The organism is Olleya sp. KKT75, from assembly GCF_055635485.1.
This window is the reverse complement of record NZ_CM145759.1, coordinates 462,115-482,374: the sequence shown is the minus strand read 5'-3', so window position 1 is coordinate 482,374 and position 20,260 is coordinate 462,115. Positions and strand designations below refer to the sequence as shown.

The window sequence follows — 20,260 nt, the reverse complement described above, 5'->3', positions numbered from 1 at the left end:
AGCGATAAAAAGCCTCAGATTCTTCTGAGGCTTTTTTTTGCTTATTTTCATGTTTTTCTGCTACTCGTCTTAATATTATCTCCTTTAATCTAAAAGAAAAAATGTTTCTCAACAAATATGTTGTTATTTTAATAAAAGTGACATTTTTGTATCTGTTTTTTTGATATGTGTTTTATACACATTGACTAGAAAAATAATAGCGATGGAAGCCTCAAATTTATTTTGGGGCTTTTTTATTTTATTTAATTTTCGCCTTTAAACGTTTATTTTTGCATTTTACCGAAAACGTTGAAAAATTGACTTGTTAATTGTCAAAACAGAAGGATTAAGAAGACCTTTGATATAAGTTTTTTTGGTGTGGGTTTATTTACCTCATATATAAAAAGATTAATAGCGATTGAAAACCCCAACCTAGTTGGGGTTTTCTGTTTTTAGCTATTTAATATCTTTTGCAGCTTGTTCTACTTTTAATTTTAAACCCTCTTTATAAGCAATAACTTGATCCAATACCGCTGGATCAGAAGCTCCAATAATTTGAGTAGCTAATATACCTGCGTTTTTTGCTCCGTTTAAAGCCACTGTTGCTACAGGAACACCTCCTGGCATTTGAAGTATGGATAATACTGAGTCCCACCCGTCAATAGAGTTGCTGCTTTTTACAGGGACACCAATAATTGGTAAAGGACTTAATGAAGCTACCATACCTGGTAAATGTGCTGCACCTCCGGCTCCTGCAATAATTACCTTAATACCTCTTTTATGAGCATTTTTACTAAAGTCAAATAATTTTTCTGGAGTACGATGTGCCGAAACAATATCAACTTCAATTTCAATTTTAAATTCTTTTAAAATATCTATAGCGTCTTGCATGACTGGCATATCGCTATTGCTTCCCATTATTACTGCTACTTTGTTCATTGTGTTATAAACTTATTACTTTAATACTCTTTTTTACTTCTTCAGCAATTTGACGTGCTGTACTTAAATCTTGATCCACAATAGTAACATGTCCCATTTTTCTAAAAGGACGTGTTTCTTTTTTACCATAAATATGCGGTGTAACACCATCCATAGCCATTATAGACTCTATGTTTTTATAATGTACTTGCCCTGTATAACCTTCTGCTCCAACTAAATTAACCATGACACTAGCAACTTTATTATCAGTCTTACCAAGTGGTAAGCCTAAAATAGCACGTATGTGCTGTTCAAATTGAGAGGTGTAACTAGCCTCTATAGTTTGGTGCCCAGAATTATGTGGTCTTGGAGCAACTTCGTTAATTAATATTTTATCGTCTTCCGTTTGAAATAACTCGACTGCTAATACACCAACATGGTCAAAAGCTTGAGATGCTTTTAGTGCAACTTCTTGTGCTTTTTTAGCGACGTCTTCACTAATTCTTGCAGGACAAATAACGTATTCTACTTGATTAGCTTCTGGATGAAATTCCATCTCTACCACAGGGTAGGTTTTTGTTTCTCCGGTAGCGCTTCTTGATACAATAACTGCTAATTCGTTTTTAAAAGGTATTAATTGCTCTGCTATACATTCGCCTTTAGGCAAATCTTTTAAATCCGCAAGAGAGCGTACTATCTTAACACCATTACCATCATAACCAAATTGTGCTGCTTTCCAAACAAATGGTAAGGTTACGCCTCCATTATCAATAGCGTCTTCAATTTCTGACGCATAAGCAAATCTGCTAAATGGTGCTGTTGGTAAATTATGATCTTGGTAAAATAATTTTTGAGTTGCTTTATTTTGGATACGACGTAATGTTTTTGATGATGGATATACTTTTGTTCCTTCGTTTTCTAGTTTTTCTAGAGCAGCAACATTAACATTCTCAATTTCGATAGTTAAGACATCTACCTGTTTGCCAAATTTATAAACGGTATCAAAATCCATTAAATCACCTTGTTCAAAAACGTTGCAAGCCATGCGACTTGGCGCTTCATTACTTGGGTCTAAAACATAAGTTTGTATATCAAATTTTCTTGTATTATAAAGTAGCATTTTGCCTAATTGGCCACCACCTAAAATACCTAATTTAAAGTCAGAAGAAAAATAATTCATTAGTGATAAAACGTGTTAGCTACAAAAATACATTTTAAAACCAAAACAGTGCCTAAAAATCGAATTCAAATATCTGTAAAGCAGTCACAAATGCGTATATTTGCGCTTTAAATTTATAAAATGCAAACTATTACGCTTCACGACAAACAGTTTAAGCCATTTATTTCTGAAACAGAATTAGATGATGCAGTAACAAGAATGGCTAATCAAGTGGCTAACGATTTAGGAGACGAAGTACCAGTGTTTATTGGGATTTTAAACGGATCGTTTATGTTGGTTAGTGATTTTGTAAAAAAATATCCAAAACCTTGTGAGGTTACATTTATTAAATTAGCGTCTTATGAAGGCGTGAAATCTACAGAAGATATTCAGCGCTTAATAGGTTTAACGCAAGATTTGACCGGACGTACCGTAGTTATTTTAGAGGATATTATAGATACTGGTAACACGTTGGTTGAAGTACACCGCATTTTTGAAAACGAAAACGTAAAACAATTATTAATAGCAACCTTATTTTATAAGCCAGAAGCTTACAAAAAAGATTTTAAGTTGCATTATGTTGGTATAGAAATACCTAATAAATTTATTGTAGGCTACGGATTAGACTATGATGGATTAGGAAGGGACTTACCAGCAGTATATCAATTAAAAACCACACAACACATGACTAATTTAGTGCTATTTGGACCTCCAGGTGCAGGAAAAGGAACTCAAGCAAATTTTTTAAAAGAGAAGTATGATTTAGTACACATATCTACAGGAGATGTCTTTAGATATAATATCAAAAATCAGACGGCTTTAGGAACATTAGCTAAATCTTACATGGATAAAGGACATTTAGTGCCAGACCAAGTTACTATCGATATGCTAGAAGCAGAGGTAGAACGTAATGCTGGGGCAAAAGGGTTTATTTTTGATGGTTTTCCAAGAAACGAAACACAGGCTAAAGCATTAGATAAAATCATGACTGCTAAAGATTCTGAAGTTAGCGCAATGGTTGCTTTAGAAGTTGAAGATGAGGTATTAGTACAACGTTTATTAGAACGTGGGAAAACTAGTGGAAGAAAAGATGACTCTGACGAATCTATTATTAGAAATAGAATTAAAGTTTATTATAACGAAACTGCAATTTTAAAAGACTACTACGCAGCACAAAATAAATATTTTGGAGTAGATGGTATTGGTAGTATTGAAGATATTACTAAACGCTTAAACACTGTAATTGACAAATTGTAATACAAACATGTTTGTTTGAGTTAATAAGTATAAGTGAAAACTTTTACCTGTTAACGTTTTAACTTTTTAACTAAATTATGACTGAGGGAAATTTTGTAGACTACGTAAAAATGCACGTCTCTTCTGGTAACGGAGGAAAAGGATCTGTGCATTTACATCGCGAAAAATTTATTACAAAAGGTGGACCAGATGGAGGAGATGGTGGACGTGGAGGACACGTTATATTAAGAGGAAGCTCTAACCTTTGGACACTATTGCATCTAAAATTTAAAAGACATATTAGAGCAGGACATGGTGGGCATGGAAGTAAAAGTAGAAGTTCTGGAGAAGACGGTCAAGATATGTACGCAGATGTGCCATTAGGTACTGTTGTAAGAGATACTGAAACTGACGAAATCCTTTTTGAAATTACTGAAGAAGGAGAAGAGCGTATTGTGGCTCAAGGAGGTAAAGGAGGTCTAGGAAACTGGAATTTTAAAACACCTACTAATCAAACACCACGTTACGCGCAACCTGGTATTCCGTTAGAAGAACGTTTTATAACCTTAGAACTTAAAGTTTTAGCAGATGTTGGTTTAGTTGGTTTTCCAAATGCAGGAAAATCTACATTACTATCTGTAGTAACTTCAGCAAAACCAAAAATTGCTGACTATGAGTTTACGACACTAAAACCTAACTTAGGAATTGTAAAATACAGAGATTTTCAAACCTTTGTAATGGCAGATATCCCAGGGATTATTGAAGGAGCAGCAGAAGGAAAAGGATTAGGATACTACTTTTTACGTCATATAGAACGTAACTCTATCTTACTGTTTTTAATACCGGCAGATGCACCAGATATTAATGCTCAGTATGAGATTTTGTTAGATGAATTAAGACGTTATAATCCGGAAATGTTAGATAAGGATCGCATGATTGCTATCTCTAAGTCAGACATGTTGGATGATGAGCTTAAAGCTGAAATGAAAGAAGAATTAGATAAAGTATTACCAATACCTTATCAGTTTATATCAAGTGTAGCACAACAAGGGTTAACTGAGTTGAAAGATTCGCTTTGGAAAATGCTTAACTAAGTATTCAATTATTATATAAAAAAGCTTCCTATTGGAAGCTTTTTTTGTGTTTATAGAATTTGTTATTCTGAGCTACGATACAAAATCTATATTATACAATGTTAATAATTACTCTAAAATCTAGCATTAATCCAATCTGACATTATTTTTAAAACAACAGGAGAGAAGGTTTCTTCGTTTGTAAAATATTCATTTAAAAGCCCTGTTTTAGCTGTTTGAAATAAGTGATTATATCCTTCTAATTGTTTTATCGTGACATCCTTATTATTTGCAGTTTTAAGATGTTTTTCAATTTCAGGCAAGTTAATTTCAGGTAACACTTGTACATCTTTTGATCCGTTTAATACAAGAATAGGACAGTTGGTTTTCTCTAAATAAGGCTTAGGGTCTAGTTTTATAAACGCTTGCAACCAAGGATTAGAAAGTTGTGTTTTTAATTGATTAATAGTATAATCATTAACATATACTTTAAAAGGGCTATCCTCCGTTTCTAATTTGATTTTAAATTCTTTTAAAGTATTTTCGATAGCTATTTTTTGTTTTTCAACCTCAGTTTCAGAAAACATAGCTTGGTATGCAATAGTGGTTAATTGATTATTAAAAGCAATACCTTCATCGGTAGCTCCTTGTAGTTTTGCTATCTTTTTACTTTGCGATTGTAGTATTTTTTGACCATTAACTCCAGGTCCTGCAAGCATAATAATGTAGGCAACATTAAGATTTGTAGAAGCAACGATAGGTGCTATTAGCCCACCTTCACTATGGCCTATTAACCCAATTTTTGAAGTGTCAATATCTGTTCTAGATTTCAAGTAGTTTATACCCGCTTCTACATCCTTGGCTAAATCAAAAGTGGTTGCTTTACTAAAATCACCTTCGGACTTAGCGGTACCACGTTCGTCAAAGCGCAGCACAGCAATACCTTGATTGGTTAAGTAGTCCGCTATAACCCAAAACGATTTATGAGCCATCATAGTACAATCTCTATCATGTGCGCCAGAACCATTTATTAAAATAACAACTGGCGGTTGTTTTATATCTTTTGGTAGTGTTAATGTGCCTGCTAACGTTATACTATCCGCGTCTTTATTTACAAACGTGACGTCTTCAATTATATAATCAAATGGTCCTTTTGGTGTTTGTGGTTTTTCGGTTTGTGCAAAAGATATCGTGTAAATAAACAACGTTAATAAGGATATTACTTTTTTTAAAGGCTTCATATTAATGGATTTACTTGATATTTCCGTTTATCATTATTAGTTGACCGCTCATCATAATTTCAATTTTAAAAGCAGATTCTGGATATATCTTTATAAAAACAAATGTAACAATTTACTGTAATTGATTACTAATAAGGTAACTACTAATAATAAAAAGCAACCATCATGAAAAAACCAAACACAAAATTAGTATTAAGTATTTTAGCTTTACTGCTATCCATTAGCACATTTGCTCAAGATATTTCTGGATCTTGGAAAGGGATATTGACTGCGCAAGGTCAAGATATTCCTTTATTATTTAATGTAAAAAACGATAGTGGCGTGTTGTCATCTACAATGGATAGTCCTTCGCAAGGTGCAACAGGGATTCCTATGGATAAAACCATTTTTGAAGATAACCAATTAACCATCACTTTTACACAAGGCGGTATTAAATATGTTGGTGTTTTAGATAAAGAAGCTATTAATGGAATATTTTATCAAGGCGGGATGGAGTTTCCTTTAAATCTAACAAAAACCATAAAAACCAAACCAGGCGATGTGTCTTTGCCATCTTCTAAAGATGCTTTAGATAAGTTGTCTGTTTTTGATAATGGAACATATAAATATTCTACTGAAGATTATTTTGAAGATCCAGCAACTAGCTCTTTTCAATTTTCGCCTAAAGGAAATTACTTTTCATACAGAGAGAAAGACGCTAATGGGAAAAACCATGTGTATGTAAAAAATACTAAAACTGATAAGATAACACTTGCCATAGAAGAAGGTGAGGAGTTAATTAGAGGTTATGGTTGGGCTAATGATAATAGATTAGTTTATGTAAAAGATAATGGGGGTAACGAAAACTATCAACTATTTGCTGCTAATATTGATGGAAGTAATCCAAAAGCATTAACACCGTTTGATGATGTACAAGTTAATTTTTCTAACCTTTTGGCGGATCAACCAGATCATGTTATTATAATGATGAATAAAGATAATAAGTAAATATTTGAGCCTTACAAAATCAATATTGTAACGGGAGATATGGAAAAACTGTTTGAAAATAAAGACGCAACTTCACCTATTGCGGGTTATGAATTTGATAAAGATGGTAATTTAAGAGGCTATACAAAACAGCAAAATGGAGTGGAGTATGTGTTAAATTACAGAACAGAAGCTGATCAACCTTTTAATGAAGTGGTAACTACTAATTGGAAAGATTCTTTTTCTATCGTAGCTTTTAATTATAATACACCTTATAAGCATGATGCTTTTGTATTAACCAATTTAGAGAGTAACACAAGCGAATTAGTTTTATACGATTTAGCAAAAAAAGAAATAATAGAAAAGGTGTATAGTAATCCAACTTTTGATGTAGGTGGTGTTAGTCGTTCTAAAAAAAGAGGGTATGAAGTGGATTACTATTTTTATACAGGAGAAAAAACACACATTGTACCGGTAAGTGATTATTACAAAAAGCTAGATAAAAAATTCAAAAAAGAGTTTGGAGATAAAGTGTTCTCTATTGTGGATAAAACTGAAGACGAGGATAAGTATTTGGTAATTATACAGACAGATAAGCTTTATGGAACATACTATACTTATGACGTGAAAAGTGACACGTTTACAAAGCTATTGGATTTAATGCCACAACTGCATGAGGAAGATATGGCAGAAATGAGACCTATTAACTTTATATCTCGAGATGGTTTAAAAGTCTATGGTTACATCACAATACCAAATAATATTAAAAAGGGACAAAGAGTGCCATTAATTGTAAATCCTCACGGAGGACCTTATGGTGTTAGAGACTATTGGGGTTTTAATCCAGAAACGCAATTGTTTGCAAGTAGAGGGTATGCTACTTTACAAGTTAATTATAGAGGGTCTGGTGGTTATGGAAAAGAATTCTTTTTAAAAGGAAATAAGCAAATTGGGAGAAAAATGCTTAACGATTTAGAGGATGCTGTAGCTTATGCTAAAACCTTAGATTTTATTGATGGAAATAAAACAGCTATTTATGGCGCAAGTTACGGCGGATTGGCAACTTTAGGTAGCCTTGTTAAAACTCCAGATTTATATACTTGTGGGATAGATTATGTAGGTGTTAGTAATCTGTTTACCTTTTTTGAGTCTTTTCCAGAATATTGGAAACCTTACATGCCACAATTTAATGAGCAGTGGTATAATACTGAGGATGAAAATGATCAAAAGATTATGACAGAAGTGTCTCCTGCTTTACACGTCGATAAAATTACTAAACCATTATTTGTAATTCAAGGTGCTAATGATCCAAGAGTTAATATAGACGAATCTGATCAAGTTGTAAAAAGTATGAGAGCTAGAAATATAGAGGTGCCTTATATGGTAAAGTATGATGAAGGACATGGCTTTTCTCATGAAGAAAATAGAGTGGCATTGTACAAAGCGATGTTAGGTTTTTTTGCACAACATTTAAAGTAATCCAGCCAAAACCAATCAAAACCAACCAATCAATTAGTTAGTAAAAAGCCTTTTAAGCGTAATCTTAAAAGGTTTTTTTATGACTTAAAACCTCTTGTTTCCGCTTAGCATAATCTATTTACCACTCGTCATATTATCACTTTTAAATGCCTAATGTGGCTGTATATTTATACTATCAATAAAAAACGAGTAGTAATTATCAATCAAAAACAACAGTGTTATGATCAATCTAGTAAAAGCAGTCGTTCAATTAATCATTGACGTCGCTTTAAATTAAAACCAATAATTAACCTAAAACCAATAATTAACCTAAAACCAATACACCATGACAACATCAAAAACAAACAGAACAGACACATTTGAACAACAATTATCAAAATTTAAAAAGATGCTTATAGGGGCTAATCTGGCTAAACTATCATCAATTCTTTTAATAACTATTTCATTAGCGTTAGCATTTAAATCTAGAGATAATAGTCTATCTGTAATGCTATTGTTAATAGGTGCTTTAGCTCAAATCTTTTATATAGATAAATTTATGTCTCTAAAAGAGATAAAACAAAAATCCTATACACAAATGTCCTTATTAGCAAGTATTGCAAAACTTAAGACCTATATGTCTGGACGTAAAAAATATGAAATGTATTTTATTGCTTTTTGGATGTTAACTCTAATTCCTTTTTTAGAAACTTATTTTAGTTCAAATGTCTATGGTGTTTTAGGTGTTGTTCTTTACATAACTATTGTTGGTTTTTTAGGTAACTTAGCATTTAAAAAATCAGACAAAGTGATTTTAGAGCTAGAAATGACCATGAGTAAAGAACTAGAAAATTTTATATAATTACATATTACTGTAAACAGATTAAAAAAATAAGCAGTAAAAACGTGTATAACAATAACGAAGCTTTATTATTGAAAAATGTTAAGGGCTAAACCAACTAATACTATTTAAAACAAATGAACAATACAATGGAAATACCATTAAGTAAGAAAAAAATAATATTCGGAATTATTATCTCTTTTCTATTTGTAATAGGTACTGTGTGGATAATGTTTAATACACATTTATATCAAAATTTTCCTTTAAAATTTATGAGAGATCCTTTAGTGTTAAGAATTGTAGTGGGCTTTTGTTTACTGTTTTTTGGAGCAACAGGTGTTTATCTAATCACAAAATATTTTGATAAAAAACCGGGATTGATTATCAATCAAAATGGAGTTGTAGATAATTCAAATGCAACTAGTATTGGGCTTGTTAAATGGGGAGATATTACAGGTGTAGAAATTAAGCATGTAGCTTCAACCAAGTTTATTTTAATTAATTTAAAGAATCCAGAAGCATATATTAGTAAAGCAAATTCTAAAATAAAAGCAAAACTAATGAAATCTAACATGAGGTTGTGCGGTACACCAATTGCCATAACTTCAAATAGTTTGATTTATAATTTTAATGACTTAGAGCAACTATTACAAACTGAGTTTGCTAAACACAAAATCAATGCTTAATTATGGGGTTTAAAATAAAAAAGGCTATTATGATTTTAGTTGTTTTGTCTATTTTTATAAGTGGCATTGTAGCTGTAATTACTTTTTTATTAGGTATGCATCATGGCTACGATGCAGCTATTTTAAAGACTGTGGTTGAAAATAATTGTGACTGTCAAGTTTCAGCTTTAAAAGAAAATATAAGTAACACACGTCTTATTAAGGATTTAAAGTCTAAAAAAAGAGCCAAAACATTTTCATTGCAATTATCTAATTGTAAATATCAATCTTTAGACCATTTAAAACAAGATATTTTAAATGCTTTAAAAAAACAAAATTTATGTTTGGATCTGACTATTTCTTTTAAAGTTTTAATGCCAGATAGTAATGCACAAATATTTAATATTAATAATTGTAACCTGTAAAAGAGATGTCTAAAAAAGCAATTTATTATTGGTCAATACAAATTATAGTCTGGACATTGTTAAGTGTTCTTGTAGCTTTTTCTTATTGGTTTGGAGGTAATCAGTTAGAGTTAAAGCTATGGCAATTAATATTAGATTTTTCTGTAATTATGGTGTTAACTGTAATTACAAGTCATTTACTAAAACAAGCATTAAATAGGTTTGTTAAGTTTGACAACTTAAAGCTAATAGATGGTTTTAATGTTGTTTGGTTATTATTTGTTTTTACAAGCCTGTTTTATGTTGCTTTTTTACTATATAATTATTTAGTATACAATTATCTTTATGATAGGTCAGATGTTTTATCACACGAGTCTCAAAACTTAAAAAATAATATAATTGTATTTATTAACTATGGTTTGTATTTTATTGTATGGACCGTTTTTTATGTCGCAATAAAAGGGTTGATGCAATTAAATAAAAGTAGAGAGGCCAGATTAGCATTAGAAGCTAATTTAAAGGAGTCTCAGCTCAATACCTTAAAAGGGCAAATTAACCCACATTTTATGTTTAATAGTTTAAATAATATTCGTGGATTAATGTTGGAAGATGTTAATAAGGCTAGAGTTATGTTAACTAATTTATCAGAAACCTTAAGGTACTCTTTAACTAAAAGCGAAGTTAATGCAATTGCTCTAGAGGACGAATTAGAAATGGTTGAAAATTATGTGGCAATATCCAAAATTCAATTTGAAGACCGGTTACAATTTACTACAGATTTAGACTCTAATACTTTAAGTTGTAAAATACCACCAATGATTATACAAATGTTAGTTGAAAATGCATTAAAACACGGTATTTCAAATTTAAAAAAAGGTGGTCAAGTATGTTTAATTACTAAAATAGAAGAGGATCAATTAAATATAATAGTATCAAATTCGGGAGTGTTAAATGTTGCTCAAAACTCAACACAATTGGGACTAAAAAATATTAAGCAACGTCTTAAGTTATTATATGGTGATTCAGCCATGTTTAATCTTGTAGAAATAGATAACCAGGTGGTTGCCACTATTAAAATGCCATTATTATGAAAATATTAAAAGCAGTTATTGTTGAAGATTCTAGATTGGCTAGAAATGAATTAAAAGAGCTTTTAAAAGCACATAAAGAAATTGAGCTTATTGGCGAAGCTGAAAACGTAGACGAGGGGTTTAAGCTTATAAATGAAACTAATCCAGACTTACTTTTTTTAGACATTAATATGCCGGAAAAAGACGGGTTTGAGCTTTTAGAAATGCTAGACGAAGTACCTACTACTATTTTTACAACCGCTTTTGACGAATATGCTATTAAGTCGTTTGAGTATAATGCGTTTGATTATTTATTAAAACCCATCAATCAAAAACGCTTTTCTGCAACAATAACAAAAGTCTTAGAACAAAGTCAAGACCTTCCAAAAACAGAAACCAAAGAAGTCGGCTTGAGCTTGGATAAAAAGATTTTTATTAAGGACGGCGAAAAATGTTGGCTAGTAAAAGTGCAGGACATTTCTTTATTCGAAATTGTTGGTAATTACACCCGAGTCTTTTTTGATGGTAACAAACCATTAATTTATAAATCACTTGCTCAAATAGAGGAGAAACTGCCTTCAGATATCTTTTTCAGAGCCAACAGACAACAAATTATTAATATCAATCACGTTAAAAAAGTAGTCTCTTGGTTTAATGGAAAATTAAAAATAGAACTGAATTCTGGAGAAGAAATTGAAATCTCAAGAAGACAGTCCTATATATTTAAAGATCAGTTAAGTTTTTGATGGCGTATTAATTATTCTACTTCAATACGAACACCTTCACTATGACTGCTAAATTCTGGTGCATACATACTTTGTATGGTTGTAATACCATTACTCATATTACCAGCATTGTTAACCCGTAAATCATATTCAAAAACATAAATACCTTTTGGTAAATAGTCAAAAAAGAAATTTGTTGACGCATCCTTAGTGGCTTCGTAATATCCTAAACCATCTTGATACTTATATTTACTTAATACATTTATAGGCTCTAAACCTGCAGCACGCATATCTTTCATGTGTACAAATTCCATAGCACGATCACTTCTTAACTCTATACGGACCCTCACTAAATCGCCAACCTTTAGTTTGCTGTCTTTAGTTATGGCAGTAATAACTTCACCGGTATTAGTATTGGTTTTTAAATACAATTGCTTTTTCAGTTTTAAAGGGGTTTCAGCAGAGGTTATTTTATCTAAATCTTCAAAATATTGCCAGTATAAACTTCCCCAAGCAATGCCATTTCCTTTTTTAGTCAGCTTGACATCTGCCATTTTTGGTGTGATTTCAGCTCCGGACCAAGACGTTTTGTAGTAACCTGTTCCAGCTTCTACTTTAACATCTTCTAAAGTCGCAGGGGTTATTTTTTCGCCACCTAAAACCACATCTACCATATCGGTAACACTTAACCAATCATTACCTTGTAATAGTAATGCATACACTGCATCTGTGGTTGCTTTAGTTGTTTTCCATCGGTTGGTTTGTTTATTTTTAAGTAACCAGATCTTAAGATTGTCAATAGTTTTTGTTTGCTCTGCTTGCGCTTCGATAGCACTTAGTTTGACATCAGTACTTGTTAAATCTATTTCGGCAAAAGCTTCAATCATCAAGGCTTGTGTTTCGATAGACGCTTGATACCAGTAGTAAGAATTGGTGTTTTCTTTCCAGTACATACCTAACTCGTCAGACGTAATACTGTTTTCTTTTACCGATTTTAAAATAGCATTAGACGTTGTTTTATCCTCGTTTCTATTCATAATTAGTGCCATCATTCCTTTTGCATATAAAGGACGTTTTAGCCAGTAATTTCTAATCTGTGACAAGTAATATTGGTGTATGTCTTGCTGCTTTTTAGATAACTTGTATTCCGGAAAAAAGCTACGCATGTATAGATAATGTAACTGCGTATAACTTAAATGATCTTTGGTGTAATCCACGTCATTAGTATACTTTGTTAAATCGTTATATTCTTTTTCAAATGCAGCATCTAAATAATCTAAAGCATTTTCAACCATGTCAGTAATGTCTTCATCCTTTTCACTAATCACATTTAATTTTTTAAGATGTCCAAAACCAGTAATAATATGTTGCGTGATGTAACGGTTAACACGGTAATCTCCAAACCAAGACCAACCACCATTACTCATTTGGTTGTTACGTAGTTTTTTCTTGGCGCGTTTTAACTCGCTATTCATTTTATTTAAATCGAATAATAATGCAATACGTTTTTTCTGTTCCGTTTCCGATTGTGCATCACGTAACCATGGTGTTTCCTGAATTAAAATAGATTTTAATTCTTGGTTTTTTTCAAGGTTACTTAATAACGCATCTGTATTTTTCCATTGGCTAAACACCTCTTTTATACGTGGATTGCTATTTACAATATGACTTGCTAAGGCATTAGCGTAAAATCTACTAAACGTTTGCTCGTTACATTCATATGGATATTCCATTAAGTATGGTAGCGCTTGTACTGCATACCAAGCAGGATTGCTAGTCATTTCTAAGGTTAATTTATGGTGCTTTAAAGTGGTAGACGTGTTAGTCTTTAATTTATCTAAAGTAAAGGTTCTGCTCTCGTTGCTTCTAATCCACATTGGCAAGGTTTCTGTTACTAACATGCGGTTAGTTAAAACGGGTAAAGCGTTTTGTTCACCATCACTAAAATTGCCTGATTTAGCTAATATTTTATATTGTACAGCACTTACATTATCTGGGATAGACAACGTCCATGTGACTTGTGTGTTGCCTTTCGCTTTCGCGGAAAATGATTGCTGGTTTAAAGTATTTGCTAATTCCGAATCTATAGATTTTCCGGTCAATGCATCAAACAACTGAAGCACTGCAGTACCCGTTAAATCTTTTGTACTAAGATTAGAAATTTTTGTGCTAATCTGTATTTGATCCCCTTGACGTAAAAAACGTGGAGCATTAGGTAGTACCATCAAGTCTTTTTGTGTGACTGTTTGCAAAGTTTTTTTAGCATAATGACCTTGCTTATCATGTGCAAACAAATTAAGATTCCATCTAGTCAAAGCTTCAGGAGTTGTAAAGTTAAACGATACATTGCCCTCTTTATCTGTGGCTAATTGTGGAAAGAAAAAAGCAGTTTCTTGTAAGTTGGTTCTTGCTTTTACATCAGAAAACGCTTTTTTTGCTCCATTTTTTGTGGTTATTATTACTACTCCGTTCGCGCCTCTGTTTCCGTATATGGCAGTAGAAGAAGCATCTTTTAAAACAGAAATACTTGAAATTTGGTCAGCGTTTAAAGCTCTAAACTCTGCTTCTGATAACGCAACACCATCGACTATAAATAGAGGTTTTGATTCGCCATTTAAACTATTAACTCCTCTTAAATTAATTTCTGTAGAGTCATCCTCGTAGTCAGCTTGATTTGAAGTAATGTTTAATCCCGCAACTTGACCTTCGAGAGTTTGTACTAAACTAGCATTTGGTCTAGAGGCTTTCATTCTGCTATCATTACTATAACCAGCCACAACTACTTTATCTAAACTTTCATTATTCTGATATAGACTAATATTAATAACATTATCAGACCCTACAGTTTTTTCGATAATTGAATAACCGACATAATTAAAAATTATAACATCGCCTTTTTTTACTTTAATTATATACTTTCCATCAAAGTCGGTACTTGTTCCTGTATCCGTTCCTTTTACTTGTATTGTTGCACTAGGGAGAGGTAATCCGTTTGCGTCAATAACTGTTCCTGAGACATAACCTTTTTTAATTGCACTATCATAGGACGTTACAACGCGATCAATTCTAAGTTTATTTAAATACTGATTGTACACCCAACGGTTATTATTAATAGTAAAGCCAAACCAATTAAATTGATCAAAGCTTTTTGAATTATTAAAGGTGTCATAAGTATACGGTCTATTAACTCTAAACGAAGTGCTTCCAAAGCTATTACCATTATTACGTCGGTATGATGCGTAGTAACTTCTTGGTGTAAAGCTAGAGTAGTTCCAATTATGAGATTTAAATTGATCTAAAGAGGCATCGTACATACTAGCTAAAAACTCGGATGCTATTTTTTCGCCTTTAGTGCCTTTAATTTTAAAGCTCCAAGTTTCATCAGTTCCAGGTTGTAGCTTATCTCTAAATGTTAAAGTTTCAATCTCTAATTCTGTTTTAGGATAGGGCACATTAATAGTCATACTACCTCCTTTATAACTATTAAAAGCAGCTAAACTATAATGGATCCCAAAACCTCCTAAATCGTTTTTGTCTACAGGTATGGATACCGTCTTTTTGTTTTGATTTAATTGGATGACATAATTTTGTTCGATTTGATAATTGCGTTCTACACTTACGGTAACAGTAATATCTTTTGCAGCAGTTGCTAAAGTTAGTGTTACGGTATCGCCAATGTCATAACTTGTTTTGTCTGTCGTAACTGTAATTAATTGTTGATCTGCTAAGGTGTTGTCTTTATCTGAAAACAACATGGTTTTAGCTTTGTCTTTAACCGTTTGTCCAAACTTGTCTTTGGTTTCAAGCGCTATTATATAAGCTCCCGATAACCATTTTTTAGTGTTTTTTAAATCTAGCGTTTTTGACTTTTCAGTATCAAAGGTTTCACTTAATATTAAGTCGCCTTTTTTCCAATGTTCTGGATTGTCTTCATTAGTGTAAGCATCATGTGGAAAGTAGTCCTTAAAAGTGTCTTCAGTAAATCCAGCATAATCTGGAGCAACCCATGGACGTGGTCTCAATACAGTATTGGGTGCTTGTAGCTTATAGATTTTTAAAGTCCCTTTTGCAGCAACAAATTGACCATTTAGATTTTGTGTTGTAATAGTAATTTGATTATCCTTTTTAGATTTGTCAATAACAGGAGTAATGCCAATAGTTGCTGTTAAAGCGTGATATCCTACTTTTACAATAGTTGAGGTGCTTCTAGTTTCTCCGTTAATATCTGTGACATCTGCTGTAACTTCATAACTAAAAATAGGTAAGCCTGATTTGTCTACTTTTTCATCTGGAATAGCTTTAAAAATAATATCGTAATTACCTTCTGCATCAGTTATAGTTTCGCCATGTGTTATTTCTTGCGCGTCACTATTGTAACTTGGTCTATACCATCTGTACCATGCAGGATATTGTACATTTCTAACTACACGGTATATCACTTTAGCATCCGTGATTTTACTTCCTGCAAAAGCTATAGCTTCACCTTTTACGGTAACACTATCATTTACTTTTATAGTTTCTGTAATTGGATTAAAGTTGGTTTCGAATTTAGGACGCTTATATTCTTCAACAGAAATAGTAGTGTTTCCATAAATCTTATTGTCGTTAATCTGAATGCTATAATTACCGGTAAGTCCGTCGTTGGGTAAAATAAATTCCCCAGAAATGGATCCAAAGTCATTAGTTATAAGGTCTAAATCACTTACTTTTTCACCATTAGTGTTATATAGAATAACGTTTAGTTTTTGATTAGCGATTACATTAGTGGTATTGACTTTGTTTTTTAATGCGATGGCTTTAAAATAAACGGTTTGCGATGGTCTGTAAATACTACGATCTGTAAAAATAAATGCACGATAATTGGTGTCGTTATTATCACGATTTTTATAGTAGTTATTTAAGTAGTAATTGCCAAAATGGGCGGTATCTGATTTCGATTTGATAGTTAAGGCTATTTGATTACGCTTATTGGTGTTGGTTTTATTAAGTGTAATTATTCCTTTGGAATCTGTCGTACTGTTTGTAGTACTTAAAATTTCATTACGATAAATGTAATCGATTGCTACTGTTACATTAGCTAAAGGTTGTCCGTTGTTACGATCAATAACTTGGTAAAATTCTTGGTTTTGGTCTTCAAAATTTACTATTGCAATATTAGTGACTTGCGTTAAGGCTGTTGCAAAAAAGTTGGTATCTAAATCTGTAGATTGTCCTACAATAAGGTATAATCCGTTGTCTAGTTTTGGAACTAAGGTTTCAGTAGTGTGTTGCTGATAATCGTTTTCGTTTTTTAAAGACGATGTCCACGTTTTTTCAACTTTAAGTTTGTCTATAAAGGCTTTCTTTTCGTCTTCTTTATATAGTTTAGAAAAAGCATCACGTTGTTTTTTTGAGATCAAATGAGCGTTAAAGGTTAACTGTGCCACATTGGTGTATCTAATTAAAAAACGAGCATGTGTTTTGATGGGCACAAATTGCTCCGCAGTAATAGTAAGATTAGGTTGCTCTATTTGAGACTGTAACGTTTTACACAAGCTAGCACCTTTACTTTCTGGGAAATCTGCAATAACTTGCTTGCAAATAGCATAAGCATCTTTAATTTTAAATCTTACATCAGGATTAGTGTCTTTGTTAAAACTATGACCTTGCGTGTTGTAATACGTCGCTATTTTAAAGTTGTACAAGGCAGAAACTTCATGTCCTTTATGTTTTTCAGCTTCAGCTTGTAACGCCTTTAAATAAATCGCGTCTTTATTGTTAAAAGTACTGTGGTAATAGACAAAGTCTAGACGCTCCGTATTAACGTCGGTTAAAGCGTATGGGGTTTTGTCTTTTAAGTGAAATTTAATTAAATCCTGATATACTTTTAAGGCTTGTAACTGTAGTGAAGTGGAATCTTTAGAGGTGATGTTTATCTTAGAAAATGCTTCTGAAGTATTTAAGTAAGAAGCATTGTCTATCGTAAATTTATAAGCTGGCTGTGCAATTCTGTTTTCCGATGTTTTGTAAAACTCAATAGCATTATGACTTAAAAAATCAAATAATGTTGGTCTGTAGATTTTGGTGTCTTTCCCTTTTGTAATGATGGCTTCAAATTGACTAATATCCGTTTGTTGTAATATTAAACCATTATGTAAAGAGTTATCAAAATGTGTTTTTATTTCAGTAAAAAGTATCTCTAAGTCCCAAGTACGGAAATCTATAGCATCTGCCTTGACTTCGGTTTTGGTACGTCTATAAAATTGATATCTGTTTTGTTTAAAATATTGCCAATATAAAGTCGCCAACATATTTTCTAATACATTTTTTGTTGGAGCTTGACTTTTAGCAATTTCTGCTTTAAAACTATTAATAATACTTAGTTGTGCATCCTCTTCTAATAATAAAGCAAACTTACTTTTAAACAATAAAACTTTAATACGTTGGTCTGTATTGTTTTCTGCTATAGCTTTGGACTCTATGACTTTAAGAGCTTCAAGCGCTGTTTTAGGTAGCCCGTTAATCTCGTGCGCCTCAACTTGATTCCAAAGTTTGGAATAGTTGTTGGTTTGAGAGTGCGAGGTAGCAAAAAGTAAAATCATTAAAAAAGTGGATATGTGCTTCATTTTATTAATTTTTAAGCAAAGTACTTTAGTTTTTTAGTTGTTGAAAACATAAATGCGTAAAGTGGACGTTTGAATGAGTAACGTGTCACGGATTTAAAGTTAAATAATATTTAACCAATTAATACAAAAACAATACCAATAGAATACTATTTTTGTAAACCTTTAATATTCAATCATAAAAAGCACATATTAAATCAATATCTATAAATACATGAAATTATTTTTAATCGCTTTATTATTTCCTGTAGCGCTTTTAGCGCAAACCTCTATAGAAAAAGGTCAGGATTATATCACTAATAAACAATTTGCTAAAGCAGAGCAGGAGTTAAGTGCTTACGTAAAATATCATGCCGATAATTTACAGGCTATTGAGTTATTGGGTGACGCTTTTGGACATCAGAAAAAATGGGATGAAGCTGCTACAGAATATAAAAAATTAGTAGCCTCTAAACCAAATACCGCTAATTACCACTATAAATTAGGAGGTGCTTTAGGGATGAAAGCCTTATCCGTTAGTAAAATATCAGCTTTAGGAATTATCGGAGATGTAAAATCTTCTTTTTTAAAGGCAGCCGAATTAGATGCTAACCATATCGAAGCACGTTGGGCATTAGTAGAGTTGTATATGCAATTACCAGGTATAATTGGTGGAAGCAAAAAGATGTCTTTAAAGTATGCTAATCAGTTAGAAAACTTATCTAAGGTAGATGGTTATTTGGCTAAAGGTTATATTTATGAATATGATGATGAGCCAGAATTAGCAGAAGAGTATTACCTAAAGGCCATTAAAGTAGGTGGGTCTTTGACTTGTTATGAAAAGCTTACCGCTTTGTATGAAAAAGAAAAACAACCAGAAAAAGCAGTCTCTAATATCGAAGCTGCACAAACAAAACACCAACGTAATAGCTTACATTACCAAATAGGTAAGGTGTGTGCGGACTATAATGTGCAATTGGAAAAAGGGGAACGTTGTTTGGTAGCGTATATTCAAAATTACTCAGCTAAAGATGGTGTGCCAAAAGCTTGGGCAAATTACCGTTTAGCACAAATTTATAAGCATAAAAAAGACACTATAAATGCTTTGAAATATATTAATTTGGCGCTTGCCGAATTACCAAGTATTGATGTGTTTACTTCTTTTAAAAAGAATTTATAGGCTTTAATTTATACGAGAGAAAAAGCGGTAAGCAACGTAAGCGATAGCAATGGCTATAGAAATGTAGAAACCAGCACCACGTTTTTTTACTTTCTTTTCAAGTATAGGTCCTTCTGCGGAAGCGTCCTCATCGGTTTCTATTTTTGGAGCAAAATACAAATGACTTTCTTCAGTTTTGTAACTGTCAATTTTTCCGATGTATTTTAAAACATCTTTTCGTGCTACGTAAATCTCTTTATGGTGTTTAGGATTTACATGTGATATTGCATCACAAATATATAAACAGTGTGCAATAAGTTGCTTTTTGCCATTTTCAATAACTTCAGATTGGTCTAATCTATTGCAGATATTTAAGATTAAAACATTTAATGTATTATTCACTAAAGGGACATTAAAGTTTTCAGGCTTTTCATCTACGATAGCTTTAGTCTGTTTTAATACGTTTAATGCGTCATTAAGTTTTGGGTAATACTGTGCAGCAACAACATCAATAACTTTAGGCGTTGCTAAAAACTCAAGAGATCTTAAAAAAGCACTAGTTTTAGCATTGTTTTTAGAGTCTATTTCGTACTTTTTATAAATAGTCTTAAAGCTATCTATATATTGTGTTTCAATATGGTTTTTAAAGTCTTGATCAGCAAAATCTAAATTAGAAAAATCAGAAAAGCCGGTAATTTCTTTACCGTTTAAAAGTAGATTCAAGTACTTGTGATCACTAATTTGGTGATCAATGTTTTCCGAAGTCATAAAAGCGATTTATTATT

At 32.1% G+C, this 20,260-nt stretch carries 15 protein-coding genes; 10 read left to right on the top strand and 5 right to left on the bottom strand.

Going from position 1 to position 20,260, the window contains the following annotated elements; translation table 11 throughout:
• Positions 1 to 435: 435 nt before the first annotated feature.
• Positions 436 to 918, bottom strand: a complete 483-nt coding sequence (gene purE / locus ACZ2G2_RS02110) for a 5-(carboxyamino)imidazole ribonucleotide mutase (RefSeq protein ID WP_090837461.1) — start codon at positions 916 to 918, stop codon at positions 436 to 438.
• 4 nt (positions 919 to 922) lie between these two features.
• The gene (locus ACZ2G2_RS02105) at positions 923 to 2,077 is read right to left on the bottom strand and encodes a 5-(carboxyamino)imidazole ribonucleotide synthase (protein WP_090837459.1); all 1,155 of its coding nucleotides are present in this window, start codon (positions 2,075 to 2,077) and stop codon (positions 923 to 925) included.
• A 120-nt stretch (positions 2,078 to 2,197) separates the two neighbouring features.
• Here ACZ2G2_RS02105 and ACZ2G2_RS02100 point away from each other — a divergent pair, with 120 nt between their 5' ends.
• Together ACZ2G2_RS02100 and obgE are read left to right on the top strand one after the other, a co-directional pair.
• Positions 2,198 to 3,313 (top strand): adenylate kinase, encoded by a 1,116-nt coding sequence (locus ACZ2G2_RS02100; RefSeq protein WP_090837458.1) that lies wholly within the window; start codon positions 2,198 to 2,200, stop codon positions 3,311 to 3,313.
• A 77-nt stretch (positions 3,314 to 3,390) separates the two neighbouring features.
• A complete protein-coding gene (obgE, locus tag ACZ2G2_RS02095; RefSeq protein ID WP_470393751.1) occupies positions 3,391 to 4,386 on the top strand; it encodes a GTPase ObgE in 996 nt (331 codons plus the stop codon).
• A gap of 113 nt (positions 4,387 to 4,499) precedes the next feature.
• Here the strand turns inward: obgE and ACZ2G2_RS02090 are convergent, their stop codons facing one another.
• On the bottom strand, positions 4,500 to 5,606 hold the full coding sequence (locus ACZ2G2_RS02090) for an alpha/beta hydrolase family protein (protein WP_470393750.1): 1,107 nt from the start codon (positions 5,604 to 5,606) through the stop codon (positions 4,500 to 4,502).
• A gap of 165 nt (positions 5,607 to 5,771) precedes the next feature.
• Here ACZ2G2_RS02090 and ACZ2G2_RS02085 point away from each other — a divergent pair, with 165 nt between their 5' ends.
• From ACZ2G2_RS02085 to ACZ2G2_RS02055, 7 genes are all read left to right on the top strand, one after another.
• Entirely contained in the window at positions 5,772 to 6,593 is an 822-nt protein-coding gene (locus tag ACZ2G2_RS02085) for a TolB-like translocation protein (protein ID WP_470393748.1), read from the top strand.
• 39 nt (positions 6,594 to 6,632) lie between these two features.
• Entirely contained in the window at positions 6,633 to 8,051 is a 1,419-nt protein-coding gene (locus tag ACZ2G2_RS02080; RefSeq protein ID WP_470393747.1) for an alpha/beta hydrolase family protein, read from the top strand.
• Between the two features lie 325 nt (positions 8,052 to 8,376).
• The gene (locus ACZ2G2_RS02075) at positions 8,377 to 8,892 is read left to right on the top strand and encodes a hypothetical protein (protein ID WP_470393745.1); all 516 of its coding nucleotides are present in this window, start codon (positions 8,377 to 8,379) and stop codon (positions 8,890 to 8,892) included.
• Between the two features lie 116 nt (positions 8,893 to 9,008).
• Positions 9,009 to 9,557 (top strand): STM3941 family protein, encoded by a 549-nt coding sequence (locus tag ACZ2G2_RS02070; protein WP_470393744.1) that lies wholly within the window; start codon positions 9,009 to 9,011, stop codon positions 9,555 to 9,557.
• Positions 9,558 to 9,559: 2 nt separating this feature from the next.
• Positions 9,560 to 9,961 (top strand): hypothetical protein, encoded by a 402-nt coding sequence (locus tag ACZ2G2_RS02065; protein ID WP_470393743.1) that lies wholly within the window; start codon positions 9,560 to 9,562, stop codon positions 9,959 to 9,961.
• A 5-nt stretch (positions 9,962 to 9,966) separates the two neighbouring features.
• Positions 9,967 to 11,031 carry a sensor histidine kinase gene (locus ACZ2G2_RS02060; RefSeq protein ID WP_470393742.1) on the top strand — a complete coding sequence of 355 codons (1,065 nt, stop codon included), beginning with the start codon at positions 9,967 to 9,969 and terminating at the stop codon, positions 11,029 to 11,031.
• Entirely contained in the window at positions 11,028 to 11,756 is a 729-nt protein-coding gene (locus ACZ2G2_RS02055) for a LytR/AlgR family response regulator transcription factor (RefSeq protein WP_282068883.1), read from the top strand. Before ACZ2G2_RS02060 ends, ACZ2G2_RS02055 begins: the two co-directional genes overlap by 4 nt.
• Before the next feature lie 11 nt (positions 11,757 to 11,767).
• Here ACZ2G2_RS02055 and ACZ2G2_RS02050 read toward each other — a convergent pair whose 3' ends face one another.
• Positions 11,768 to 18,340 carry an alpha-2-macroglobulin family protein gene (locus ACZ2G2_RS02050; protein WP_470393740.1) on the bottom strand — a complete coding sequence of 2,191 codons (6,573 nt, stop codon included), beginning with the start codon at positions 18,338 to 18,340 and terminating at the stop codon, positions 11,768 to 11,770.
• Positions 18,341 to 18,551: 211 nt separating this feature from the next.
• Between ACZ2G2_RS02050 and ACZ2G2_RS02045 the strand changes: the two genes are divergently transcribed.
• Positions 18,552 to 19,496: a tetratricopeptide repeat protein gene (locus ACZ2G2_RS02045; protein ID WP_470393739.1), complete on the top strand. Its 945-nt coding sequence runs from the start codon at positions 18,552 to 18,554 to the stop codon at positions 19,494 to 19,496.
• Positions 19,497 to 19,499: 3 nt separating this feature from the next.
• On the opposite strand, the gene ACZ2G2_RS02040 is transcribed toward ACZ2G2_RS02045, so the two are convergent.
• Positions 19,500 to 20,243, bottom strand: coding sequence for a hypothetical protein (locus tag ACZ2G2_RS02040; protein WP_470393738.1), 744 nt, complete (start codon positions 20,241 to 20,243; stop codon positions 19,500 to 19,502).
• Between the last annotated feature and the right edge of the window lie 17 nt (positions 20,244 to 20,260).